Raw genomic sequence first — 23,725 nt, 5'->3', positions numbered from 1 at the left:
GCCCCGCCGCGGCGATCAGGACAACGAGTTGCCGTCTGTTGCTGGTGACCGGACCGAGGACTCCCGCACCACGAGCCGGGTCGGCAGCACCATGGGCCGGTTCGAGGTGGGGGACGCCCCGCGGGTCATGGCCAGGAGGTTGTTCACCGCGGTGGCGCCCAGCGCCTGCATCGGGGCCGCCACGGAGGTCAGCGAGGGGCTGATGAAGTCGAGGCCCTGGATGTTGTCGAAGCCGACCACGGCCACGTCCTGCGGGACCCGCACCCCCTGCCGGCGCAGCTCCCGCAGGAAGCCCATCGCCATCAGGTCGTTGTAGAGGACCACCGCCGACACCCGGTGCTCGAGCCAGCGGGCCGCGGCCTGTCGGCCGCCCTCCGAGGTCGGTTCGAAGGGACCCAGCCGGTGCGCCTTCAGCTCGAGCTCCAGGGCGGACTCGCGCAGCGCCCGCCACCGCGTGCCGTCCGTCCACGAGGCCTCCGGGCCGGCCACGTAGAGGATCGAGCGGTGCCCGGCCACGGCCAGGTGCTCGGCGGCGCGGCGCATGCCTCGCGAATTGTCGGGGACCACGCAGGCCACCCCGTTGACCGCGCGGTTCACCACGATCGTGGGCTTCTGCTTGGCCATCATGCGGATCGCGGAGTCCGACATCCGCGAGCTGGTGAGCAGGACGCCGTCCACGAGGGGCAGGGTCCGCTCCAGGGCCTCGCGCTCCTTGCGGTCCGACTCGTGGGTGTGGGCCAGCAGGACGATGTACCCGGCCTCGGCGGCGGCCTCCTCCGCCCCGCGGATCAGGTCGAAGTAGGCGGGGTTGGAGATGTCCGAGACGACCACGGCGATCATGTTCGTGCGCCGGTCCCGCTCCGTGCCGGACCGGGACACGGACGTCGAGCGGTACCCCAGCGCCTCGGCCGCGTCCCGGACCCGCTGCGCCGTCTCGAAGGACACGCGCCCCGGGCGGGCGAACGTCCGGGAGACGGTCGAGGGGGCCACTCCGGCGGCGCGGGCGACGTCGTAGATGGTGGGGCCGGCGGGCCTGGCCGGGCCCGACCGGGCCGTGGGGCCGGGGACGTCGTTGTCGTGCCCTGTGCTCATGAGCCCCGATTCTCCACGTGCGCTCCGGGGTGTGGCAACAAGAGGCAACCACCGCGCACAGCTCCGTGCTCCCCATCACACTTGAGGACATGTCGTCCCTGGGGCGGCCTTTCCAAGAACCCACGGGACTCCGGCCCCTGTTCGCCGTCGCCCTGACGGAGTTGTCAGGCGACGCGAACACCATCGATCCGACGAACGGCACCGGTTGCCGCCCGGCCGGCACGGTCGGATCAGTTCCATCGATCCATGAGCGAAGCGGCGGGATACCCGGCGGAGGAGGAGGTCACGTATGCGTCTGTGTACGAGAGTCGAGCGGATAGAGCGGGTGGGGGACTGGATCTGTGTCGGCACGAACAGCATCGAGATCAGGGTTCTCCTCGTGACCGACGATGTCGTTCGCATCCGCGCCGGATTCGACCCCGACTTCACGGAGGAGTCCTACACCCTGGTGACGACCGCCTGGCCGGACCGGCTCGACGAGTTCATGGGCGACCAGCGCACGCGCCTCCGACCGGCCGCCGCGGACCTGGCGGACGGCCCCGTGAAGGCCGTCGTCACGGGACGCAGACTGCGGATCGAGATCGAGAAGGATCCCTTCCGCATCTGCGTGTACGACCTCGACGGCACGCTCCTGCACGCCGACGTGGTGGACCTCGGCTACCTGGAGGACAGCAACCGGCGGCGCATCCACACCAGTGAGATCGCGGGTGACGACCGCTTCTACGGCTTCGGCGAGACGACCGGTCCGCTGAACAAGTCCCAGAAGCTCGTCACGATGAGCCCGAAGGACGCCATGGGGTACGACCCCCGGGAGACCGATCCGCTGTACAAGCACATCCCGTTCTACATCAAGCTCGGCCGCGCCACCCGGCAGGCCGTCGGGTACTTCTACCACAACACCTACGACTGCGACTTCGACATGGGGCGGGAGAAGAGCAACTACTGGCCCGCGCACAGCCGCTACCGCACCGACGGCGGGGACATCGACCTCTTCCTGATCGCCGGCCCGGCCATCAGGGACGTGGTGCAGCGCTACACGGCGCTGACGGGCCGGTCTGCCATGCTGCCGAAGACGGCCCTCGGCTACCTCGGCTCGTCCATGTACTACCCGGAACTGTCCTCCGACTGCGACAAGGCGATCGCCGAGTTCATGGACATCGCGCAGGAGCAGGACATCCCGATGGACGGGTTCCAGCTCTCGTCCGGATACACCCAGCAGGAGACCTCGGCCGGCTTGAAGCGCTGTGTCCTGACCTGGAACGAGCAGCGATTTCCCGACCCGGCCGGCTTCTTCTCCGACATGGCGCGGCGCGGCGTCACTGTCTCGCCGAACGTCAAGCCCGGCGTCCTCACGGTCCACCCCGATGTCGAGGAGCTGAGAGCCGAGGGGGTCTTCGTCAGGAACAGCAACGGCGACGACTGGGCTGTGGGCACCTGGTGGGGCGGCAAGGGCCACTTCGTGGACTTCACCAACCCCGAGGCCCGGGCGGTGTGGAAGCACCGGCTCACCCGGGACGTCCTCGACATGGGGACCACATCGGTGTGGAACGACAACTGCGAGTACGACGGCCTGGTCGACAAGGACGCCCGCTGCGCGTTCGACGGGAACGGCGGAACCATCGGCCGGCTCAAAGCGGTGATGCCGAACCTCATGTGCCACGTGACGCAGGAGGCCATCACCGAGGCGGCGGACGACGCCCGGCCGTTCATCGTGTGCCGTTCCGGACACGCCGGGATCCAGCGGTACGCCCAGACCTGGGCCGGTGACAACAGCACGTCCTGGGATTCGCTGGCGCACAACGTCGCCACGATGCTGGGCATGAGCCTGTCCGGGGTGGCGAACCAGGGAACCGACATCGGTGGTTTCTACGGACCGGCGCCGGAGGCCGAGCTGCTGGTGCGGTGGGTCCAGCACGGGGCCTTCCAGCCCCGGTTCTCCATCCATTCGGTGAACACGGACAACACCGTCACCGAGCCCTGGATGTACGGCGAGGTCGCCCATCTCGTGCGCGACGCCATCCAGTTCCGCTACCGTCTCTTTCCCTACCTGTACTCCTTGATGGCGCGGGCGCACGGCACGGGCCTGCCGATCACGGAGCCCATGTGCAGTGCCTTCCAGCACGATCCGGCGTGCGACGAGGAAGGCGTCGACTTCATGCTGGGCGACGCGCTGCTCGTGGCGAACGTCGTGGAGCGGGGCGCCTCGACCCGGCGGGTCTACCTCCCGGAGGGGGAGACGTTCTACGACTTCGCGACCCGCGAGGCGTGCGCCGGGGGACAGGCCGTCGACATCCCGGTGGACCTGAGCAGCACCCCCCTGTTCATCCGGGGCGGCGGGATCGTCCCCCTGGCCTCGAACCAGATGCGCAATCTCGCGCAGGAGGACGTCATGGGGCTGCGCCTCGTCTGCGCGCCCGACCGTGACGGCCGCTTCACCCTGTACGAGGACGACGGGGTGAGCCGCAAGCACGAGAACGGCGAGTCGCTGCGCACCGAGATCACCATGACCGCCGGGGAGCACACGGTCCTCGACTTCGCACGGCAGGGAGACTTCCGAAGCCCGGTCCGGGATCTCCTGGTGGACGTGGTCCACCCGGAGAAGGCGCCGTTCTGGGTCTCGGTCGGCGACACCGTGCTCCCGCACCACCTGAACGCGGAACGCTTCGAACGCGCCGAGACCGGGTGGCACTACTCCCAGTCGCTCAAGTCGGTGCTGATCAAGCTCCCGTACCCCAGCGGCGACTTCCGCATCACCGTCTCGTTCGAACAGTTCGACATGATCGGCATCTGACCACCACCTCGAGGACACAGAGTGAAAAAGACTTTATCGGGCCTGCTCACGGCAACGCTGGCGTTGTCCGCGCTGACCGGTTGCTCGGCCGAGAAGGGCGACGTCAGCCAGGAGGCGACCCGGGAGGATCCCATGGTGCTCCGGCTCGCGCACAACCTCAGCGACACCCATGTCACGTCACAGGCGCTGACGGCGTTCGCCGAGGACGTCGCCCGGAGCAGCGAAGGACGCATCGTCGTCGACATCTACGGGAACGGGCAACTGGGCTCCGAGACCCAGGTGCTCGGTCAGCTCACCCAGGGAATCATCGACATGACGCGCGTGAGCTCACCCGGGCTGGCCGGCTACGACCAGGGCTACCACGCGTTCGGCCTCCCCTACGTGTTCGAGAGCGAGGAGGAGTACTACCAGGCCATGGACTCCCCCGAGATGCGGGAGTACTTCCAGTCGACGCAGGACGAGGGTTTCGTCGGGCTGACCTACTACACGTCGGGCGCCCGCTCGTTCTACACCACGGACACCCCGATCCGCACGGCCGAGGATCTCCGCGGCCTCAAGATCCGGGTGCAGGACATGCGCTCCCAGACCGGGCTGCTCGACACCCTGGGCGGGACACCCGTCGTCATGGCCTTCGGCGACATCTACACCGCTCTCCAGACCGGAATGATCGACGGCGCCGAGAGCAACGAGACAGCGCTGACGCAGAGCAAGCACGGCGAGGTCGCCAAGACGTTCTCGGTCAGCGAGCACACCCGGATCCCGGACATGCTCGTCATCAGCTCCGATGCCTGGGGGCGGCTGTCACCGGAGGACCAGCAGCTGCTCGTGGACGCGGCGGAGGAGTCGACCGAGAGCCACAAGGGTGCCTGGGCCGAGAGCATCGACGAGGCCGTCGCCGCGGCCAAGGAGATGGGTGTCACCTTCGTCACCGACGTCGACATCGAGGCGTTCCAGGAGGACACCCGGCCCCTGGTCGACGAGTATGCCGCCGAATACCCCGAAGTCGCCGAAGTTCTCGAGATCATCGATGCGGCAGGTGGGACCAAGTGAGGACCAGCATCGCCATGGAAAGACGCCTCAACAAGATCAAGAGCATCATGGATGCCGTCCTGCTGTGGACCACGGGGACGCTCCTGGTGGTCATGACGCTGCTCGTGCTGTACCAGGTCTTCACCCGGTACGTGCTCAACAGCCCCGCGGGCTTCACCGAGGAACTCGTCCGATACTTCCTCGTCTGGACCGGTTTCATCGGTGCCGCCTATGCGTTCCTGAATCGGCACCACATGGCCCTGACCTTCGTGCGGGACAGATTCTCCCCGGGAAAGAGGAAGGTCCTGATGGTGGCCATCGACGTGCTGGTCCTCGTGTTCGCCCTGCTCGTGATGACCGTGGGGGGGATCCGGCTGGCCATCAGCGCCAGCGAGGACTACTCCGCCCTGCTGGGCATCTCGCGTGCCGTGGTGTACGCGGTGGCCCCAGCCGCCGGCCTCGCCATCATGGTTGCCCAACTCCTCAACATCTGGCAGGACGTCACGGGCATCGAACTGAAGACCACGAAGGAGGCCGACCAGTGAGCGTCGCCCTGGCCATTGCCGTGCTGTTCGGCGTTTTCTTTCTGCTGCTGTTCGCGGGCATACCGATCTCGGTGTCCATCGCGATCTCGTCCATGATGACGGCGCTCTTCTTCCTGTCCTGGGAGCAGTCGACCTTCGTCGTCATGCAGAGCATGAACCTCGGCACCGAGAGCTTCTCGCTGTTGGCCGTGCCGTTGTTCATCTTCGCGGGCAACATCATGAACAACGGCGGGATCGCCCGGCGTCTGATCGACCTCGCTCAGGTGCTGGCCGGGCGCATTCCCGGCTCCTTGGCGCACACCAACGTGCTGGGCAACATGCTCTTCGGCTCCCTGTCCGGTTCGGCGGTGGCCGCCGCCGCCGCCGTCGGGGGCACTCTGCACCAGCGGCAGAAGGACGAGGGATACGACCCCGCTTTCAGCACGGCGGTCAACATCGCGTCCGCACCCACCGGCCTGCTCATCCCACCGACGGCCGCAGTCATCGTCTACTCGACGATCGCCGGCGGTGTCTCGATCTCGGCCCTGTTCATGGCCGGCTACGGGCCCGGCATCCTCATGGGTCTCGCCGTCATGGCGACCGCGTTCCTGTATGCCCGCAAGCACAGCTATTCCGTCTCCGGAAGGACCAGCGCGCGCCTCGCGCTGCAGATCCTGCTGCGGGCCATCCCCAGTCTGCTGCTCATCGTGGTCGTGGTCGGTGGCATCGTCTTCGGTGTCTTCACCGCGACCGAGGGTGCAGGAGTGGCGGTTCTCTACACCCTGCTGCTCGCGCTGGCCTACCGCAGCATGTCCTGGGCGGACTTCCGGCAGGTGATGATCCGAACCGTCTCCACCACGGGCGTGGTCATGTTCCTGATCGCCGCGTCTTCAGCGATGTCATGGGTGATGGCCTACACCGGCATCCCGGGCGCCATCAGCAGCGCGGTGCTCTCGATCTCGGACACCCGGTTCGTCATCTTCCTGCTGATGCTCGTCGTCCTGCTCGTGGTCGGCACGTTCCTGGACATCACGCCGGCGATCCTCATCTTCACCCCGATCTTCCTGCCGGTCGTCACCGAGCTCGGCATGGACCCCGTGCACTTCGGCATCGTGCTGATCCTCGCCATGTGCATCGGCACCATGACGCCGCCGGTGGGTTCCGTGCTGTTCGTCTCCTGCGGCGTCAGCGGGGTCACGATCGAGCAGGTCGCCCCCAGACTGATTCCCTACTTCGTGGTACTGATCCTGGTGCTGCTCGCGGTCACCTACCTGCCCGCCCTCTCCCTGGGCCTGCCCCAGGTCCTGGGACTGCTGGAGTGACGAGCGGCCGTGCGGACGTCCTCGGGAATCGGTTGCCCTGATGGGCGGGCCGTCTCGGCATGCGTTGCCCGGCGCGCTGTCCTGGCCGGTCGGCCCAGCGCCGGGGTGAGCCCCCGGTCGAGGGCAGAGCGAAGGATCCGGTGGAAATCCACCGCCGCTGCCGGGAGGGCCTTCCCAGGTCGTCGGCCGATCCCCGGGGCCGGGAGCGCTGCGGCTCACCGGCCGATCTGCTGGGCCTGCGCCTCCCAGGCCGCGTGGGCGTCCCGCGCCCGGGCCGGCCGGCGGGTCTCCCGCAGGGCCCGGAGCGCGGCGTTGCGCTCGCGCGCCAGGGAGTCCGCCGCCGCCCGGGCGGCGGCGTCCTCGCGCACCTGGGCGCGGGCGGCGGTGATGGTGGCCATGATGGCCTCGACGCCCTGCGACCCGCCCGCCAGGTAGGCGGCTCGGACCTCGCGGTCCGGGTGGTACAGACAGCGGTCGTCGGTCTGGCCGCGATGGGTGTCGAACTCCTCGTCGGTCAGCTCCGAGAGCATGGCGGCCACCTGGTCCAGGCGGGCCTCGACCTCCCCGTGCAGGGGCGTCCTGGCGGCTGCGTCCCGGACGGACCACAGGGCCTGGCCGTGCCGCCGGAGCCGGGTCGCGTCCCAGTCGGCCCGCGGGGTCTCGGCCAGCCGGCCCGCGATGAAGGTCGCGTCCCCGTGCCGCTGCTGCGGCGGCAGGACGCCGAGCTGCCACCGGATCCAGGCCGTGCGCATGTCCTCCGCGGCGGCCCGCCGGACCTGCTCCACGGTCCGCGCTGCGGTCCGCGCCGTGGTCCGCCCGGTTGTCCGCGGCGCGCCCCGCCGCGCTGCGCCCGCACGCTCCGTCAGGGAGCGGGCGAACGACCGCACGCACACGCCGAGCAGGCACAGGACGGCCACGGCCAGGAGCAGCAGGAGGATCGTGCCCAGGTGGGTGAGGACGAAGGAGACCACGGACAGGACGACCGCTCCGGCGATGAGGAGCACGATCCCGGAGACGTCGTTGTTCTCGGTGTTCTTCATGGCGGATCCTCCCGAACCCTCACACCACTGGACATCCACTCTAGCCGCCGGCGCGGGCCCTGTGACCGGTCTGCGGGGAACATTCCGGCGTCTCGAGGCACTCGCTAAGGTGCGGGGCATGGAGGCCTCCGTCCCGCCCCCGAGCTCGGCGCCGTCGGTGCTGGTCCGCGCCCTGGTGCCCGCCGCCGTGCTCGGCGGGCTGCTCCTCGCCGCCACCGGTGTGCTCGGGCGCGCCGGGGCGTCCCCGGCCGGTGAGGTCCTGGCCGGGCTCGCCGTCGCCGGGGTGACGACCGGCGTCGTCGTGCTCCTCCGCCGGCGGGCCCGGGGCGGACGTCCTGCGCTCGGGGTCGTGGTGCCGCGGGCCGGGCGCCAGTTCGCGGTCGGCGCGCTCGCGTGGTCGCTGCCGGCTGCCGCCGGGTTCGCCCTCCTGGCGGCCCTCGGCGTCCCGCTGCGGGCGCAGGTGCCGCCGGCCGAGCTCGCCATCGCGGTGGCGCTCACGGCGCTGCGCGTGCTGCTGTTCGAGGCGTGGCCCGAGGAACTGGTCTTCCGCGGGCACGCCACGGCCGTCCTCGCGGAGCGGCTCCGCGGCTGGCCGGTGATCCTCGGCCAGACCCTCCTGTTCGCCGCCTTCGCCACCGCGCTGCACGGCGGGACCGGCGCCGAAGACCTCGGGCTGTTCCTGGCGATGGGACTCGGGTTCGGATACCTGCGGGCGGTCACCGGCGGCATCTGGGCCGGCGCGGGCTTCCACCTCGCGTTCCAGACCGTCGCCCAGCTGGTCCTGCCCGGCGAGGTGCTCGTGGTCGAGGCGCCCCGGCTCGCGGTGCTGCTGGTGCTCGGGACCGTGCCGTTCGCCGTGGGCCTCGCCGGCACGGCCCTGCTCGCGCAGCGGCGTCCCGGCCTGCTCGGCCCCGGCCGGGCGCCGGGGGCGCCCCCCGATACCCTGGACCCATGAGATCCGCCGCGCTGTCCGTGTCCGCCGCCGCCCTCCTCCTCGCCACCGGCTGCGCCGGCGGGAGCTCCGAGCAGGACGCCCTGCTGCGGGCGCACGGGCTCGAGGGCGCGAGCACGCAGGAGGTCGTCGACCGGCTCGACCGCACGCACGAGGACCGCGACGACGGGCTCGCCGGCTCCGTGACCTACGACGAGGTGGTCCTCGACGACGGCACCACCGAGACGACCCTGCCCATGCCGGAGGACCGCTTCTACCTCGCGGTCGCCCCGTGGACCAGCACCACCCACGAGTGCTTCTTCCACAGCCTCTCCGGGTGCCAGGGCGAGCTCGTGGGCGAGGACTTCGACGTGCGGATCACCGATGACACCGGGGCCGTGCTCGTGGACGAGACCGTGACCAGCTACGAGAACGGGTTCGTGGGCTTCTGGCTGCCCAAGGACATCACCGGCACGCTCGAGATCAGCTCGGAGCAGGGCCGTGCCGAGTCCGGGTTCGCGACCACCCCGGACAGCCCGACCTGCCTCACGACCGTGCAGCTGGCCTGAGCCCGGTCCGAGGAGAAGGCGAGCGGATGAGCTTCAGCATGGCCGTGACGTCCCAGGCGGTCCGCCTGCGGGCGCACCTGCAGCCGTGGACCCCCGTGGAGCAGCTGCACGGGCGCCGGTATCCGGAGCCGGCCAGGATCCCCGCGGACCTGCGGCGCTCGCACGCCGTGGAGCGCACCGAGGTGGCCGGGCGCCCGTTGCTGCGCCTGACCCCGCGCGCCGGGGCGGACGGGTCCCACCTGATCTACCTGCACGGCGGGGCGTTCGTGAACCCGCTGCTGCCGGCGCACTGGTGGATCGTCCGCGAGCTCGTGAAGGACACCGGGACCACGGTCACGGTCCCGCTGTACCGGCTGGCCCCGGAGGGCCACGTGGACGAGGGCTACGACTTCCTCGCCGCCGCCTGGGCCGACCTCGTGGCCCGGCCCACCGCCGAGCGGATCGTGGTCGCCGGGGACTCCGCCGGCGGGTGCCTGGCCATCGGGCTGGCCATGCGCCTGCGGGACGCCGGGCAGCGGCTGCCCGACCACGTGGTGGGCTTCTCCCCGGCGGTGGACGTCTCCGCCACGCACCCGGCCGTGCGGGAGATCGACCCCCACGACCCCATGCTGAGCACCGACCGGGTGGTGCCCATGGCCGCGGCCTGGGCGCGGGACCGCGAGCTCACCGACCCCCTGGTCAGCCCGCTCTACGGGGACGTGGCCGGGCTTCCGCCCGTGCACGTGGTCCAGGGCGGCAAGGACATCCTGGCCGCCGACGCCCTGGCCTTCGCCCGGGACCTGGCGCGGGCGGGCAACCCGGGGAAGCTGCTCTACGAGCCCGGCGCCTTCCACGTCTACGTGGGGGCCTGGTGGACGCCGGAGGCCCGCCGGGCGGTCCGGCACGTGCGCTCACTGCTCCGGGGGCACGCGCCGGAGGCGGGGCGGACCCCGGAATAGCCCGGCGCCCCCGGCCGTTCCGCAATTGGTGATACATCAACCAAAAAAGGAGCGGGCATGAAGGTCGTGGTCATCGGGGCGGGACAGGCCGGCCTGTCCGCGGCCCACCACCTGCGCCGCCGGGGACTGGCTCCCGAGGAGGACTTCGTGGTCCTCGACGCCAATCCCGGTCCCGGGGGAGCGTGGCGGCACCGCTGGCCCTCGCTCACCTTCGGCGGCGCGCACGGGATCCACGACCTGCCCGGACTGCCGCTCGGCGTGCCGGACCCGGCCGAGCCGGCCTCCGCCGTCGTCGCCCGCTACTACGGCGAGTACGAGCGCCGCTTCGGGCTGCCGGTCCACCGGCCCGTCGCGGTGCGCCGGGTCGAGGCGGACTCCCACGACGGACCGCTCGACGTGGTCGCGGACGCCGGCACCTGGCGGGCGGAGCTGGTGATCAACGGCACCGGCACCTGGGACCGCCCGTACTGGCCGTACTACCCCGGGCGGGAGTCCTTCGGGGGGCGGCAGCTGCACACCCACGACTTCCGCGCGGCGGAGGACTTCCGCGGCGGGCACGTGGTGGTCGTGGGCGGCGGCACCTCGGCCGTGCAGTTCCTGCTCCAGCTCGCCGCCGCGGGCGCCACCACCACGTGGGTCACCCGCCGGCCCCCGCGCTTCACGGACCGGGAGTTCGACCCGGACTGGGGGCGGGACGTCGAGCGCCGGGTCGACGAGCGGACCCGCGCGGGGCTCCCGCCCGCCAGCGTGGTCTCGGCCACCGGGCTGCCCCTCACCGCGCAGTACCGGGCCGGGATCGAGGACGGGATCCTCGTCTCGGCCGGGCCACTGCGGGCCGTGACGCCCGAGGGCGTCCGGCTCGCCGACGGGCGGGAGGTGCGGGCGGACGCCATCCTGTGGGCCACCGGGTTCCGCCCCGCCCTGGACCACCTGGCTCCCCTGGGGCTGCGCGAACCGGGTGGCGGCATCCGGACGGACGGGGTGCGGGTGCTCCGGGACCCGCGGGTGCTGCTGGTCGGCTACGGCGCCTCGGCCTCGACCCTCGGCGCCACCCGCGCGGGGCGGGCGGCCGCCCGCGAGGCGGTGCGGCTGCTGTCCCCGGCTCCGGCCGGGGCCGTAGGCTGAGGGCACCAGCCCTCCCGACGAAGGAGCACCCCGTGAGCCAGCAGCCCACCTCCAGCCCGGATCCCATCGAGGATGCGGCCTCCAACGACGACGCCGACCAGACCACCGAGATGACCCCGATCCCGCACGAGTACGGGGACGCCAAGAACGAGGAGTCCGACCAGCAGGACTGAGCTCGGAGCCCGCCTGCGCGCACTGCTGGGGTCAGGCGGCCTTTCCGAAGAGGGAGGCGCGCAGTTCCGACAGGGGCGGGGCGTGCTCGGCCAGCTCCTGGAGGTAGCCCAGGTCGTCGAGGTCGCCCAGGGCGGCGGCGAGCTCCTCGCAGCTGAGCTGGGCGTCCTCGGCGACGGTCTCGAGGGCGGGGGCCTCCTCGGCCGTGACGTGCTCGGCCAGCGCGTCGAGAACGACCACGGCGTCGACGCTGACGTGCTCGTCGTGGATGGCCTCGGCGAGCAGTCGCTCGGCGGCGTAGAGGGGCGCGGCGAACATGTGGGGGACGGGGGCGTTCATCATGGACATCACTGCCGGAATGTTACTCGTTGTTCATATGAGTTCGCTGAGATCGGCCGGCGGGCCGGACGGAGTCCGCAGCTCCGGGGGCCGTCACCGGGAGATCGGCAGCTTCTCGCTGCGGGCTCGGCGGACCCTGCGGCCGAGCAGCAGCAGGAGCACGACGACGACAGCCGGCGCGACCACCCACGGCTGCTCCAGCCACGCCCAGACGACCGCCATGCCCACGGTGCCGTAGATGACGCCCCAGATGAGGGTGCCCACGAGCATCGCGGGGATCCACCGGCGAAGGGGCATGCCCGTGACGGCGGTGGTGAGGATGACGGCGGTCTGCAGACCCACGGTCAGGAAGCAGGCGGGGACGGCCAGGACGCCCCAGCGGTGCACCAGCCGCTGGGCCCGCCGGTAGACGGCGGTGTCCATGAGCCCGCGGACGCGGTCGGAGCGCCGGCTGCCACCGGCGGCGGCGGCACGGCCCAGGGCGAAGATGGTGGTGGTCCGCACGATGGCCCCGGCCCAGAAGAACAGGATCGCGGCCCCGAGGGGGAGGGACTCCAGCCAGGCCTGCACCCGCCCAGTCTAAGGAGGGGGCCCGACAACCGCTGACGACAGGTTGTCATTCCGGGACAGGGCACGTCCGGTCGGGCCGGATCCGGGGCGCAGGGGGGCTCCTCCGGTCCTGTCCTGCCGGGCGCGGGTAGTCTCACCGTACGCCCGGCCCGCCCCGGAGCCGGAGCCCCGACGGAGGAGGACGCATGAGCCTGGAGATCGACGAGCACGGGACCGTGACCGCCGGCGGGCGCCCCGTGGACTACGCGACCGCCTACGCCTGGTGCGTCGACTCGCCCGAGACCATCACCGAGCTCGTCCAGGACACGAAGGCGTTCGCCACGGTGATCGCCGCCGCCGAGCACGCCGGCCCCGAGGAGCAGGCCGAGGCCGTCCGGCGGGCGTTCGCCGCCGGGGTGCCCCGAGATCCCGGGGCCTCCTGGGCCGGGGCGACGCCGCCGGAACCGGTCACCGAGGAGCCGGTCACCGAGGAAACGGACGTTGAGGAGCCGCCCGTCGAGGAATCGATCCCGGCGGAGAGCGACCCGGTCCGGGCGCGGTCCGGTCCGGAGCCCCACTCGAGCACGCCGGGACGGACCCGGCCGTGGTGAACGGCCGCGGGATCAGCCCCGGACCAGGCTGACGGCCAGGGCCAGCATCACCACGCCGATCACGAGGTCCACCACCCGCCAGGTGCGCGGGCTGCTGAGCACCCCGGACAGCGCCCGGGCGCCGTAGCCCAGGGCGGAGAACCACACGACGCTGCCCAGCACGGCCCCGCCGGCGAAGATCCACCGGGCGTCGGGGCCGTGCTGGTTGGCGAGGCTGCCCAGCAGCACCACGGTGTCCAGGTAGACGTGGGGGTTGAGATAGGTCAGGGCCAGGGTGGTCGCGATGACCGATCCGCGGGACCGCGGGGCCTCGGCGGTCAGGGACGACGGCCTCAGGGCCGAGACGAAGGATCTCACCGCCCACCACGTCAGGTAGGCGGCGCCACCCCACCGCAGCACGTCCAGGGCTTCGGGGAAGCGGGAGACGAGCGCCCCGATCCCAGCCGTGCCGCCGAGGATGAGCACCGCGTCGCTGACCGCGCACAGCGCCACCACCACGCCCACGTGCTCGCGGCGGATGCCCTGCCGCAGCACGAACGCGTTCTGCGCGCCGAGGGCGACGATCAGTGCCAGCCCGCTCATCAACCCGGTACCCCAGATGCTCCACATGGCCTCGACGCTAGCCAGCCCCGGTGATGCAGACAAACGAAAGGATCGACGGCTGGGTTAGTTTTGCTTCATGCACTTCGAGCAGCTGCGCGCCCTCACCGCGATCGTCGACGAGGGAACCTTCGAGGCCGCCGCGGACGCCCTGGGGATCAGTCCCTCGGCGGTCAGCCAGCGGATCAAGGCCCTGGAGACCTCCGTGGGGCAGGTCGTGGTGCGCCGCGGCGTGCCCTGCGTCCCCACGGAGGCCGGGGCCGTGCTGCTGCGCACCGCCCGCCAGGTGCAGGTCCTCGAGGCGGAGGCGCTGCACGCCCTCGGCCACGGGCTCTCCTCCCGGACGGTGACCCCGGTGGCCGTCAACGCCGATTCCCTGGCCACGTGGTTCGTGCCCGTCCTGGCCGAGGCCGCCGGCTGGTCGGACACCACCCTGGACCTGCACGTGGAGGACCAGGACCACAGCAGCCGGCTCCTGCGCCAGGGAGACGTCATCGGGGCCGTCACCGGGGATCCCGCCCCCGTCAGCGGGTGCCGGCTCGAGCGGCTGGGCTTCATGCGCTACGTCCCCGTGGCCGCCCCGGACCTGCGCCGGCGGTTCAGCACCGGGGGCGGCGTCGACTGGGCGGAGATGCCCGTGCTCCGGTTCAACGCCAAGGACGACCTGCAGCAGCACGCCCTGCGCGCCCGCGGCGTCGACCGGTCCCCGCCCACCCACACCGTCCCGTCCGCCGAAGGGTTCCTCGCCGCCGTACGGGCCGGACTGGGCTGGGGCATGCTCCCGGAGCTGCAGCTGGGCACGGACCTCGCCGACGGGTCCCTGGACCTGCTCGAGGACCACGGGCACCACGACGTCGGGCTCTACTGGCAGAGCTGGACGCTGGACTCCGCGCGGCTGCACCGCATCACCGAGTGCGTCCGCCGCGTCGGCCGGGAGCACCTGCGCGCCACGGCGCAGGGCGGGTGAGCGGGCGCGGCGAGAGGGCCGCGACCCGTGTCCGCGGTCACTCGCAGGCCAGGCCCTCGACCCCGCCCCGGTCCAGCGCCGGGCGGTAGCCGGGCTGGTCCGAGCGTAGGGGAGCCGCGCCGGCCGCGCGCACGGCGGCGCAGTCGGCGTAGTACACCTCGCCCGCGGAGGACGACCGCACGGCGGACGGCCTCGCGGCGGGGGCGCTCCCGGCGGGCGCGATGTCACCGGGCACGTCCTGGCCCGGGCAGCCGGCCAGCACGTCCACCATGGCGTCCCGCTCGGGAGCCGTCACGGAGAGCTCGTAGCGGGTCTTGACCGCGATCTGGGTGGCCACGTACTCGCACCGGAAGGACTCGTTCGGCGGCAGCCACTCGGCGGCGTCGGCGGCGGACTTCTCCCCGTTGACCGGCCCGTCCACGGCCCGCAGGTTCAGGGGGTCGTTGGCCAGGGCCGTGCGCTCGTCCGGGGCGAGCCGGTCGGCCCCGGAGACCCACGCGTTCTTCAGCGCCACCACGTGGTCGATCTGCACGTCGGCGGAGGTCAGCGGTCCGCGCTCAAACGCGATCGTCCGCCCCGTGTAGGGGTCCTCGAGGATCCCGGAGAGCACCCTGCACCCGTCGTCGTCGAGGACCTCGCCGGTCAGGTCCCGGGCCAGGATGTCGTTGCGGGCGTCGCAGCCGTTGCCGTCGGGATCCGCCCAGTCCCCGAACAGGGCGAGCCGGTCGTAGTCCTCGCCGTCTCCGGGGTCCTCGACCGGCAGGGCCGCGAGTGCCCGCGCGGCGGGGGAGTCGCCCTCTCCGGCCTGCGGGGTGCACCCGGTCAGGACGCCCAGGGCGAGCACGAGCAGGACGGGCACCGTCCGCCGCGCACGGTGCTGCGGTGACTCGAACCTGCGCACGGTGCTGCCTCCGCTCCGACCGGTGGTCTCTCGGAGGTCCTATTCTCGCAGGTCAGCCCGGAACGGTAGATTGCGGCACCGGAGGGGGTGGACGAGGGCACCGGCAACTCCTGGTGGTATCCCTACCCCTTCCTGGACCCGAACGGGTCGGCCGGCGGCTACGGGTCCGTGGCGATCCGGGTCGGCGTGCTCGCGGTGGCGATCACGGCGACGGCCTCGGTGCTCGTCGGGATCTCCCGGCGACGGCCGGGGCCGGCCGGCGGTCTCGACCTCGGCCGCGGCGACGCGGGCGAGCGCAGCCCCTGACGGGCCGGTCCGCCCAGCGACCGCCCGGAATCGCCCAGGAACCGCCGGGAATCGGCCGGGACCGCCCGGTGCGGCCGGGCGGTCCCCGGCAGTTCCGGCCCGGACCGGGGTGCCGCGGGTGGTCCGGGTCAGAGCTGCGGCACGCACTCCCCGGCGCCCAGCCTCGCCAGGCCGGCCCGGTCCCCGGCCGAGAGCACCGTGGACCCGCCCGCCGGGTGCATCATCTGTGCGGGGTCGTCCACGTGGGCGAGCCCCACCACGTGCGCCAGCTCGTGGATGATGGTGGCGCGGACGTGGGCCGCTCCGTCCGGGTGGTCGAGCACCCGCGCCAGGCCGGGGGCGTCGAGGGTGACCTGGCCGGTGACGTAGACGAACGGCCGCCCGGGCGCCTGCCGGGCCGTGCTGCCGCCGAGGCCCACGACGTCCCCGGCCAGACCCGGCACCTCGGTCTCGTCGGACCACGTGATGAGCACGGGTGCCCACTGCCGGCCGTACCGCTCCGGCTGATAGGGCGCGCGCTGCTCGGCGGGCGCCTCCGTCGTCGTCCCGCCGGGGACGAACCGCAGGCCGGTGGCCGAGGAGATCTCGGCGACCGCCTCCTCGATGAGCTGCCCGCCGCCCGGCGGGCCGCCGTCCGGGCGCACGACGTAGTGCACCGGCCGGCACGGGTCGTAGGCGACCATCGGCTGGCCGGGGTCCGGGGAGTCCATGAACCGGTAGCCGCCGAGGTCCTCGACCACCGGCGGCGTGCCCAGCGGAGCCGGGGCGGCCCCGACCCCGGGCGGGGGCGCCGACGTGTTCGGCAGATAGGGGCGGAGGGCCGGCAGCGCGTAGTCCTGGAAGAGCCCTGGGGTGAGCCACAGCATGAGCAGCACCACGACCCCCACGGCCGGCGTCGCCCGCCACGCCCTGCCGCGCCTGCGGGGGGCCGTCGCCCAGCGGCGGGCGGATCTCCGGGTCGCCCGGGCGGCAGACCGGGCCCGGCGGCGCTGTTCGCCCGGGCGCAGGCGGACCTGTCGATGCTCCTCCAGCGCGTCGTCGAGCGCCCACTGCGGGATCCGGCCGCTCGGCGACCTCTTGGGGCGCACGGCGGCGGTGTGCTCGTCGCGGGTCCGGGGCGACGCTCCCCGATGCGGCGTGGTGCCACCGGGCTGGTGCATGGTTCCTGGCTTCTGTGCTGGATCGGGCGGTCGCGCAGGTCGTACTGAAGTGTACGAAAGCAAACCATGGCGGGCGCCTTTCCGCAGCACTGTGACGGCGGCGCGCCCGTCCACACTCCTGCCTACACTGGCCCGACGCAGCCCCGATGCAGCCCCGACCCGAAGGAGCACCGCAGTGCAGACCACCCCGCACCAGAACGTCACCTTTCCCTCGGCCGGGGGCCGGGCCCACGGCTACCTGGCGCTGCCGGCCACCGGCCGCGGCCCCGGCGTGATCGTCATCCAGGAGTGGTGGGGGCTCACCGACCACATCCGGGACGTGGCCGACCGGCTCGCCGCCGAGGGTTTCGTGGCGCTGGCCCCCGACCTCTACGGCGGGTCCGTCACCCACGACGGCGAGGAGGCCGCCGAGATGATGTCCCGGCTGCCCGAGGACGAGGGCGTGCGGCTGCTCGCCGGATCGGTCGACTTCCTGCTCGAGCACGAGGCGGTCACCAGCTCCACGGCGGGGGCGATCGGCTTCTGCATGGGCGGCGGCTTCGTCCTGGCCCTGGCCGCCGATCAGGGCGAGCGGATCGGTGCCGCGGTGCCGTTCTACGGGGTCGGCCAGGGCGTGCCGGACGCCTGCCACGGGGTGCGGGCGGCGGTGCAGGGCCACTACGGCCGGCAGGACACCTCCTACCCGGTGGACAGGGCCGAAGCGCTCGAGGAGCAGCTCCGCCGCGAGTCCGCCGCGCCGCTGGTGGAGTTCCACTACTACGACGCCCCGCACGCCTTCCACAACGACCGGAACCGGCCGAACCACCGGCCCGAGGCCGCGGCCGAGGCCTGGGAGCGTGCGGTCGCCTTCCTGAACGAGCACGTCCGGTAGCCGGCGACGGCTGTCCCCCGAGCCGCCCACAGGGGGGATGCTTCTCGCCCCGCCTTGTTACCAAGGTGTAGGAAATGGCCGCGCGCGGGGCAGGGCGTGGTGGAACTGCGGCCTCTCGGAGGCAGAACTGTGGCCGGACGGTGGAACGGCGCTCCGTAGCGTCGGGGACAACAGATCGCCGCAGCGCACCAACGAACGAAGGGCTCCTCCCATGACCGCCACCGCCGTCGCCACCGTCTCCCGCCCCCGCCGCTACCGCGTCCTGGTCCCGCTGGCCGGCCTCGCCGCCGCCGCCGCGCTCGCAGTGGGCTCCGGTGCGGACTTCACCTCCAACTCGGTGAACTCGGCCAACGCCTTCACCACCGGCACCCTGACCCAGACGAACTCCAAGGCCAACAGCGCGGTGTTCAACCTCGACAACATGAAGCCCGGGGACACCCTCAACGGCTCGGTGACCATCACGAACTCCGGCAGCCTGGGGGCCGGCTTCACGCTGACGGAGACCGCCACCAACGGCTTCACCACCAAGTCCAACCTCAAGCTCTCCATCACCGAGTCCGGCGCGAGCGCCCCGGTGTGGACCGGTACCTTCGGCGAGCTCACCGCCGCCGGTCCGCTGGCGCTGGGCGACTGGGCCCCGGGCCAGGCCAAGACGTTCGTCTTCAGCGTCACGCTGGCCCAGGGCGCCGACAACACCGAGCAGGGCAAGGCCGCCACCGCCAGCTACCGCTGGGACGCGGTGCAGGTCGCGGGCACCACCACCACCAACCAGTGATCCACCCGGCGGGGCCGGTCCTGACGGGCCGGCCCCGCCGTCTCTGCTCGACACGACCGCGGGCGTGCGCCCGCAGCAGGAGGAGACCGTGCGTGCTGCGCGGACCGTGGCCCGGACGGTCGTCCGGGTGGTGCTGAACCTGACGGCGCTCGTGGTGCTGGCCCTGGCGCTGTCCATGCTCGTGCCCGGCGCCATGGGCTACGAGCGCTACGTCATCACGGGCGCGTCGATGTCCGGGACCTTCGAGAAGGGCACCCTGGCCATCGAGAGCGCGGTGCCGGTGACGGACCTGGTGGTCGGCGACGTCATCACCTATCTGCCGCCGCCGGACTCCGGGCTCACGGAGCTGGTCACCCACCGCATCCTGTCCGTCGAGGCGTCGGAGACCGGGCCCGTGTTCCGCACCCAGGGCGATGCCAACGCCGACGCCGACCCGTGGACCTTCCAGCTGCCCGGGCCGACCCAGGCCCGCCTGGACCACGCCGTCCCCCATCTCGGCTGGGCGTTCATCGCCCTGTCCGACCCGCAGGTCCGGCAGCTCGTCATCGGCGTGCCGGCCGGACTCGTCGCCCTCCGCTGCGCGATCGAGGTCGTGCAGGTCCTGCGCCGACCCCGGACCCGCGCCGAGACCGCGCAGCCGCGTGCCGCCACGGCGCGGAAGCGTCCCGAGGGCCCGCCGAGGCGCACCGGCCCGGGCCGGAGGACCGCCGCCGCGGTCTGACCCGTGGGGCGCGGCACGGCGCACGCCGTGCCGCGGAGGTGTTGCCGAACTGTGGGGCTGCGAGCCGCCGCTGTTCCCGAGCTGTTGCCACCGGCTCTCTAGCGTGGGAACCGACCCCCCAGACCTCGCCCACGCCGACCTCGACCCACGTTCCGGGAGCCACTGACCGCCATGACCGCACGAACCGCCGCGACCGCCGTTCTCGTCGTCGTGCTCGGTCTGCTCCTGGGCCTCAGCAGCACCGTCGAGTTCTCCTCCGCGGCCTTCACCAGCCGCTCGGCCAATCCGCAGAGCACCGTCCGGGCCGCCGCGGACTGGACCGCCCCGACCGTGTCCCTGACCGCTCCGGGATCGACCGTGACGGGCACGGTCACCCTCACCGCGTCCGCCGCGGACGCCGAGTCCGGGATCGCCGCCGTGGAGATCCAGGCCCAGCCCGCCGCCGGCGGGACGTGGGAGACCGTCTGCCGGGTCACCGCCACGCCGTACAGCTGCGGCTGGAACACCACGGCCGTGGAGGACGGCACCTACGCCCTTCGGGCGGTGGCCACGGACAGGGCCGGCTACAGCGCCGTCTCGAGCAGCGTCAGCACGATCGTGGCCAACAGGTCCACCGTGTTCCTCACGGACCCGGGGGACGTCCTGCGCGGCACCGTGCAGCTCACCGCCACGGTCCTCCACGCCGGCAGCACCGCCCCGTCCGTGCGCTTCGAGTACATCGCGGCCGGCGTGGCCGGCGCCAAGTGGACCACGGCGTGCACCGCTCCCACCGGGCAGTACTCCTGCTCCTGGAACACCACCACCGTGACCAGCGGTGACTACGACCTGCGCGCGGTGGCCGTGTCCGGCTCCGGGAACACCAGCACGACCAGCTACTCCGTGACCCGCGCGGACGTCCTCGTCGACAACACCGCTCCGGCGGTGACGATGACCGACCCCGGGACGCCGCTCAGCGGTACCCGCACCTTCGCCGCGACCGCCACCGACGCGCACTCCGGGATCGCTCAGGTCGTCCTGCAGTACGCCCCCACCGGCAGCACCAGCTATCAGCAGCTGTGCGCGGTCACCGGGGAGCCTTACAGCTGCCGCTACGACACCACGCGCCTGGCCAACGGCAGCTACAGCTTTCGGGCGGTCACCACCGACGCCGCCGGCAACACCACGACGTCGGCCGCAGTCACCAACCGCACGGTCGACAACACCGTCTCCTCCGTCTCGCTCGAGGACCCGGGAGCCTATCTCAGCGGCGTCGAGACGCTGACCGCCGTTGCCAACTCCACCGCGGGCGTCCAGTCCGTGCAGATCGAGTACGCGCCGGCCGGTGGCAGCACCTTCACCACGATCTGCACCGGCAGCACCGCCCCGTACACCTGCGACTGGACGACGACCGCGGTGGCCGACGGATCCTACGACCTGCGCGCCGTGCTCACGGACGGCAGCGGCAAGACGACCACCTCCGCGGTCGTGGCCGCACGGCACGTGGACAACGCCCCGTTGCGCGGGGCCGACGTGCAGACCGCCAACGGCGGCACCACGGTCGGCCGGCTCGACGCCCGGGACAGCATCACCTACACGTACACGGGACAGGTCGTCCCGTCCTCGGTCGCCCCCGGCTGGGACGGCACGCAGGCCCTGCCCGTGGTGGTGACCCTCAACGGCACCGCCAACGGGTCGGTTCTCGCCATCGGCCGCGCCGGCGGCGCCGTGAACCTGGGCTCGGTGAACCTGCGCCAGACCTACATCCGCAACGGCCGGACCGCCACGTTCGACGCCACCATGACCACGAGCACGGTGGTGGTCAACGGCGTGACCCGCAGCACGTTCACCGTCACCCTGGGAGCGGCCACCAGCGGCGCCGGCCAGCTGCGGACGACGTCCACGGCGGCGTCCATGGTCTGGGCGCCCTCGGCGGCGGTCGTCGACCTCGCCGGCAAGCCCTGCTCGACGAGCTCGGTCACCGAGACCGGGATCCTGGACCGGGAGTTCTGATGTCCGGGACCCCCCGAGTCCGGGTGGCCGTCCCGGCGGCGGCACTGCTCGCCGCCGTCCTGGGCGTCCAGGCCGTCCTGCTGCGGGAGGAGGCCGCGTACCTGAGTGTGCTGCTCCTCGCCGGAGCGGGCCTGGGCGCCGCGGCCACCGTGTGCCTCCGGCTCCGCGGCTGCTTCGCGTCCCGATTCGCGCTGGTGCTCGTGGCGGCGCCGACGCTGCTCGGCGAGGGACTGTTGGTGGCGCTGGGCCTGCCCGGGCTCGGTCACGCCGCCGCCCGGACCGGCCTCACCGTGACGGGGGCCGCGGCGATGCTCGGTGCCGTCGTCGTCGTGCTGGGCCTGCGGTCGACACATGGCGCAGGACGGCGGGCAGCTCCATGACAATGGATATGCTTTTGCAATGGTCCCCAGCATCCTCCTGGTGGAGGACGACGACGGCATCGCCCTCCCCCTGACCCGCGCCCTCGAGCGGGAGCAGTACGCCGTGGAGCGAGTGAGCACCGGTCAGGCCGCCCTTGCGAGCACCGCCACCGGGCGGTTCCCGCTGGTCGTCCTCGACCTGGGGCTGCCGGACGGGGACGGGCTGGACGTGTGCCGGCAGGCCCGGGAGGACGGCTACACCGGGGCCGTGCTCATCCTCACCGCCCGCGGCTCGGAGATCGACCGGGTGGTCGGTCTCGACGTCGGCGCCGACGACTACATGGCCAAGCCCTTCAGCCTCGCCGAGCTGCTGGCCCGCGTCCGGGCGCTGCTGCGCCGGCAGGCAGGCCCGCACACCGCCCCCGTGCCGCTGCCCGCCCCGGGACTGCGCGTGGACCCGCAGTCCCGGCAGGCCTTCGTGGCGGACATCGTCCTGCCGGTGACCGCCAAGGAGTTCGACGTCCTGGCGGAGCTCGACGGCGTCCGCGGCAGCGTGGTCACCCGCGAGCACCTCATGGACCGGGTGTGGGACGAGAACTGGTTCGGCTCCACCAAGACCCTCGACGTCACCGTGGCCCGCCTGCGGCACAAGCTGGTCACCGCCGGCGCCCCGGCCCAGATCGTCACGGTGCGCGGGATCGGCTTCCGGCTCGAGGACGGCCCGCCGGATGCGTGATCGGCTGATCACGGTGCTCGTCGGTCTGGCGATCGCCGTGATCGCCCTCTACGGCGTCCCGCGGGCCTACCTGGTCGCCGAGGGGGCACAGTCCACCGCGGTCGAGCAGACCGAGCGCTCCGCGGACCTGATGGCGGCCGTGCTCACGGAGCGGCTGCGCAGCGGCGGTCCCGCCGGCGAGGACCTGACCTCCCTCGTGGAAGGAGGGGAGGTGCTGGTCCACCGGGACGCCTCCGGCCAGGTGCTGGCTTCGGCGGGCGAGGCCGAGGGCCACGCCGCGGACGTGGTCGCGACCCGCCGGCTGCCGGACGGCAGCACCCTGGAACTGACCCGCACCGGTGCGGCGGTGACCGAGCGGATCACCGAAGCCGTGATGCCCATCGTGCTCATCGGTCTGGGAGTGGTGGTCCTCGCCGTGCTGGCCGCCGTGGTGCTGGCCCGCCGGCTGGCGCAGCCCTTCCAGCGGCTGGCCGACGCCGCTCGCCGGTTGGGGGACGGGACCTTCACCCTGCCGCCGCTGGACTCCTCGCTGCCCGAGGCCCGGGCGATCGGAGCCGCCCTGCAGGCCAGCTCGCGGCAGCTCGAGGCCCTGCTGCACCGCGAGCGGCAGTTCGCGGCCAATGCGTCCCACCAGCTGCGGACCCCGCTCACCGCCCTGCGCCTGGAGCTCGAGGACCTGACCTACTGGCCCGGGACCACCCCTGCGGTGCGCGACCAGCTCCACCGGGCGTTGCGGGAACTGGACCGGCTGGGCGGGACGGTGACCGAGCTGCTGGAGCACTCGCGCGGCCGCCGCCTGGAGCGCCCGGTGCCCGTGGACCTGGCCCTGCTCACCGCCGAGACCGCCGAGCGCTGGCACCGGCAGGCCGGTGCCCAGGGCCGCACCGTCACCGCCATGGCACCGCGTCCAGCCCGCGTCCGCACCCACCCCGGGCTGCTGCAGCAGATCCTGGACGTGCTGATCCACAACGCCCTGCGGCACGGCCGCGGGGCTGTGCGCGTGCGGGCCCGCGACGCGCGCACCCACTGGGCGATCACGGTCCAGGACGACGGCCCCCGGCCCGCCGACCGGCGCATCTTCGACCGCCACGTCAGCGCCGGCGACGACGGCGAGGGCATCGGGCTGACCGTGGCCGCCGAACTGGCCGAGTCCCTGGGCGGCAGCCTGACCCTGGAGTCCACCCCGACCACCACGTTCCTGCTGCGGCTGCCGCAGCACAGGAGCCCGGTGCCCGCCACCTCGTGAGCGCGGCACCGGAGTCCCCGACACTTCCTCGACCGCCGGCGTGCCCGGCGAGGTGTGCGAGGC

The 23,725-nt window shown here is 72.6% G+C and carries 26 protein-coding genes; 19 read left to right on the top strand and 7 right to left on the bottom strand.

Going from position 1 to position 23,725, the window contains the following annotated elements; all coding sequences use genetic code 11:
• Positions 1 to 15 precede the first annotated feature (15 nt).
• Complete coding sequence (locus ABD220_RS11080) at positions 16 to 1,092, bottom strand: LacI family DNA-binding transcriptional regulator (RefSeq protein WP_344122543.1); 1,077 nt, start codon at positions 1,090 to 1,092, stop codon at positions 16 to 18.
• Positions 1,093 to 1,381: 289 nt separating this feature from the next.
• Here ABD220_RS11080 and ABD220_RS11075 point away from each other — a divergent pair, with 289 nt between their 5' ends.
• The 4 genes from ABD220_RS11075 to ABD220_RS11060 are packed head-to-tail and all read left to right on the top strand — an operon-like array spanning position 1,382 to position 6,758.
• Positions 1,382 to 3,883: a glycoside hydrolase family 31 protein gene (locus ABD220_RS11075; protein ID WP_344122541.1), complete on the top strand. Its 2,502-nt coding sequence runs from the start codon at positions 1,382 to 1,384 to the stop codon at positions 3,881 to 3,883.
• 21 nt (positions 3,884 to 3,904) lie between these two features.
• Complete coding sequence (locus tag ABD220_RS11070) at positions 3,905 to 4,933, top strand: TRAP transporter substrate-binding protein (RefSeq protein ID WP_344122539.1); 1,029 nt, start codon at positions 3,905 to 3,907, stop codon at positions 4,931 to 4,933.
• The gene (locus tag ABD220_RS11065) at positions 4,930 to 5,457 is read left to right on the top strand and encodes a TRAP transporter small permease (RefSeq protein ID WP_344122537.1); all 528 of its coding nucleotides are present in this window, start codon (positions 4,930 to 4,932) and stop codon (positions 5,455 to 5,457) included. The genes ABD220_RS11070 and ABD220_RS11065 overlap by 4 nt, the downstream gene beginning before the upstream one ends.
• On the top strand, positions 5,454 to 6,758 hold the full coding sequence (locus ABD220_RS11060; RefSeq protein ID WP_344122535.1) for a TRAP transporter large permease: 1,305 nt from the start codon (positions 5,454 to 5,456) through the stop codon (positions 6,756 to 6,758). Before ABD220_RS11065 ends, ABD220_RS11060 begins: the two co-directional genes overlap by 4 nt.
• A gap of 215 nt (positions 6,759 to 6,973) precedes the next feature.
• Here ABD220_RS11060 and ABD220_RS11055 read toward each other — a convergent pair whose 3' ends face one another.
• A complete protein-coding gene (locus tag ABD220_RS11055) occupies positions 6,974 to 7,798 on the bottom strand; it encodes a hypothetical protein (RefSeq protein ID WP_344122533.1) in 825 nt (274 codons plus the stop codon).
• A gap of 118 nt (positions 7,799 to 7,916) precedes the next feature.
• Here ABD220_RS11055 and ABD220_RS11050 point away from each other — a divergent pair, with 118 nt between their 5' ends.
• Genes ABD220_RS11050 through ABD220_RS11030 form a run of 5 tightly spaced genes read left to right on the top strand, consistent with a single transcriptional unit; the run spans position 7,917 to position 11,534 of the window.
• Positions 7,917 to 8,753, top strand: coding sequence for a CPBP family intramembrane glutamic endopeptidase (locus ABD220_RS11050; RefSeq protein ID WP_344122531.1), 837 nt, complete (start codon positions 7,917 to 7,919; stop codon positions 8,751 to 8,753).
• Positions 8,750 to 9,298: a CueP family metal-binding protein gene (locus tag ABD220_RS11045; RefSeq protein WP_344122529.1), complete on the top strand. Its 549-nt coding sequence runs from the start codon at positions 8,750 to 8,752 to the stop codon at positions 9,296 to 9,298. The genes ABD220_RS11050 and ABD220_RS11045 overlap by 4 nt, the downstream gene beginning before the upstream one ends.
• 26 nt (positions 9,299 to 9,324) lie before the next feature.
• A complete protein-coding gene (locus ABD220_RS11040; protein WP_344122527.1) occupies positions 9,325 to 10,236 on the top strand; it encodes an alpha/beta hydrolase in 912 nt (303 codons plus the stop codon).
• A gap of 57 nt (positions 10,237 to 10,293) precedes the next feature.
• Complete coding sequence (locus ABD220_RS11035) at positions 10,294 to 11,361, top strand: FAD-dependent oxidoreductase (protein WP_344122526.1); 1,068 nt, start codon at positions 10,294 to 10,296, stop codon at positions 11,359 to 11,361.
• Positions 11,362 to 11,393: 32 nt separating this feature from the next.
• Complete coding sequence (locus ABD220_RS11030; protein WP_344122525.1) at positions 11,394 to 11,534, top strand: hypothetical protein; 141 nt, start codon at positions 11,394 to 11,396, stop codon at positions 11,532 to 11,534.
• Between the two features lie 31 nt (positions 11,535 to 11,565).
• Here ABD220_RS11030 and ABD220_RS11025 read toward each other — a convergent pair whose 3' ends face one another.
• Positions 11,566 to 11,874 carry a hypothetical protein gene (locus ABD220_RS11025; protein WP_344122523.1) on the bottom strand — a complete coding sequence of 103 codons (309 nt, stop codon included), beginning with the start codon at positions 11,872 to 11,874 and terminating at the stop codon, positions 11,566 to 11,568.
• A 90-nt stretch (positions 11,875 to 11,964) separates the two neighbouring features.
• Complete coding sequence (locus ABD220_RS11020) at positions 11,965 to 12,441, bottom strand: hypothetical protein (protein WP_344122521.1); 477 nt, start codon at positions 12,439 to 12,441, stop codon at positions 11,965 to 11,967.
• Positions 12,442 to 12,626: 185 nt separating this feature from the next.
• On the opposite strand from ABD220_RS11020, the gene ABD220_RS11015 reads away from it, so the two are divergent.
• Positions 12,627 to 13,031 carry a hypothetical protein gene (locus ABD220_RS11015; protein ID WP_344122519.1) on the top strand — a complete coding sequence of 135 codons (405 nt, stop codon included), beginning with the start codon at positions 12,627 to 12,629 and terminating at the stop codon, positions 13,029 to 13,031.
• A 12-nt stretch (positions 13,032 to 13,043) separates the two neighbouring features.
• On the opposite strand, the gene ABD220_RS11010 is transcribed toward ABD220_RS11015, so the two are convergent.
• On the bottom strand, positions 13,044 to 13,640 hold the full coding sequence (locus ABD220_RS11010) for a LysE/ArgO family amino acid transporter (protein WP_344122517.1): 597 nt from the start codon (positions 13,638 to 13,640) through the stop codon (positions 13,044 to 13,046).
• Between the two features lie 70 nt (positions 13,641 to 13,710).
• On the opposite strand from ABD220_RS11010, the gene ABD220_RS11005 reads away from it, so the two are divergent.
• On the top strand, positions 13,711 to 14,598 hold the full coding sequence (locus ABD220_RS11005) for a LysR family transcriptional regulator ArgP (protein ID WP_344122515.1): 888 nt from the start codon (positions 13,711 to 13,713) through the stop codon (positions 14,596 to 14,598).
• Between the two features lie 37 nt (positions 14,599 to 14,635).
• Here ABD220_RS11005 and ABD220_RS11000 read toward each other — a convergent pair whose 3' ends face one another.
• Positions 14,636 to 15,499 carry a GmrSD restriction endonuclease domain-containing protein gene (locus ABD220_RS11000; RefSeq protein WP_344122513.1) on the bottom strand — a complete coding sequence of 288 codons (864 nt, stop codon included), beginning with the start codon at positions 15,497 to 15,499 and terminating at the stop codon, positions 14,636 to 14,638.
• A gap of 87 nt (positions 15,500 to 15,586) precedes the next feature.
• Between ABD220_RS11000 and ABD220_RS10995 the strand changes: the two genes are divergently transcribed.
• Positions 15,587 to 15,805, top strand: coding sequence for a Pr6Pr family membrane protein (locus ABD220_RS10995; protein ID WP_344122511.1), 219 nt, complete (start codon positions 15,587 to 15,589; stop codon positions 15,803 to 15,805).
• A gap of 128 nt (positions 15,806 to 15,933) precedes the next feature.
• On the opposite strand, the gene ABD220_RS10990 is transcribed toward ABD220_RS10995, so the two are convergent.
• Positions 15,934 to 16,965 (bottom strand): zinc metalloprotease, encoded by a 1,032-nt coding sequence (locus ABD220_RS10990; RefSeq protein ID WP_344122509.1) that lies wholly within the window; start codon positions 16,963 to 16,965, stop codon positions 15,934 to 15,936.
• Between the two features lie 175 nt (positions 16,966 to 17,140).
• Between ABD220_RS10990 and ABD220_RS10985 the strand changes: the two genes are divergently transcribed.
• From ABD220_RS10985 to ABD220_RS10955, 7 genes are all read left to right on the top strand, one after another.
• Positions 17,141 to 17,836, top strand: coding sequence for a dienelactone hydrolase family protein (locus tag ABD220_RS10985; RefSeq protein ID WP_344122507.1), 696 nt, complete (start codon positions 17,141 to 17,143; stop codon positions 17,834 to 17,836).
• Positions 17,837 to 18,047: 211 nt separating this feature from the next.
• A complete protein-coding gene (locus tag ABD220_RS10980; RefSeq protein ID WP_344122505.1) occupies positions 18,048 to 18,611 on the top strand; it encodes a TasA family protein in 564 nt (187 codons plus the stop codon).
• 88 nt (positions 18,612 to 18,699) lie between these two features.
• A complete protein-coding gene (locus ABD220_RS10975) occupies positions 18,700 to 19,332 on the top strand; it encodes a signal peptidase I (RefSeq protein ID WP_344122502.1) in 633 nt (210 codons plus the stop codon).
• A 171-nt stretch (positions 19,333 to 19,503) separates the two neighbouring features.
• Complete coding sequence (locus ABD220_RS10970; RefSeq protein WP_344122500.1) at positions 19,504 to 21,321, top strand: Ig-like domain-containing protein; 1,818 nt, start codon at positions 19,504 to 19,506, stop codon at positions 21,319 to 21,321.
• Positions 21,321 to 21,701: a hypothetical protein gene (locus ABD220_RS10965; protein WP_344122498.1), complete on the top strand. Its 381-nt coding sequence runs from the start codon at positions 21,321 to 21,323 to the stop codon at positions 21,699 to 21,701. The genes ABD220_RS10970 and ABD220_RS10965 overlap by 1 nt, the downstream gene beginning before the upstream one ends.
• A gap of 19 nt (positions 21,702 to 21,720) precedes the next feature.
• Positions 21,721 to 22,416 (top strand): response regulator transcription factor, encoded by a 696-nt coding sequence (locus ABD220_RS10960; RefSeq protein ID WP_344122496.1) that lies wholly within the window; start codon positions 21,721 to 21,723, stop codon positions 22,414 to 22,416.
• The gene (locus ABD220_RS10955) at positions 22,409 to 23,662 is read left to right on the top strand and encodes a sensor histidine kinase (protein ID WP_344122495.1); all 1,254 of its coding nucleotides are present in this window, start codon (positions 22,409 to 22,411) and stop codon (positions 23,660 to 23,662) included. Before ABD220_RS10960 ends, ABD220_RS10955 begins: the two co-directional genes overlap by 8 nt.
• The last annotated feature ends 63 nt before the right edge of the window (positions 23,663 to 23,725 follow it).

Origin of the sequence: Kocuria aegyptia (assembly GCF_039530085.1) — a bacterium.
GTDB classification, from domain to species: domain Bacteria; phylum Actinomycetota; class Actinomycetes; order Actinomycetales; family Micrococcaceae; genus Kocuria; species Kocuria aegyptia.
The sequence above is the reverse complement of the archived record's forward strand: the minus strand, read 5'-3'. Positions and strand labels throughout refer to the sequence as shown.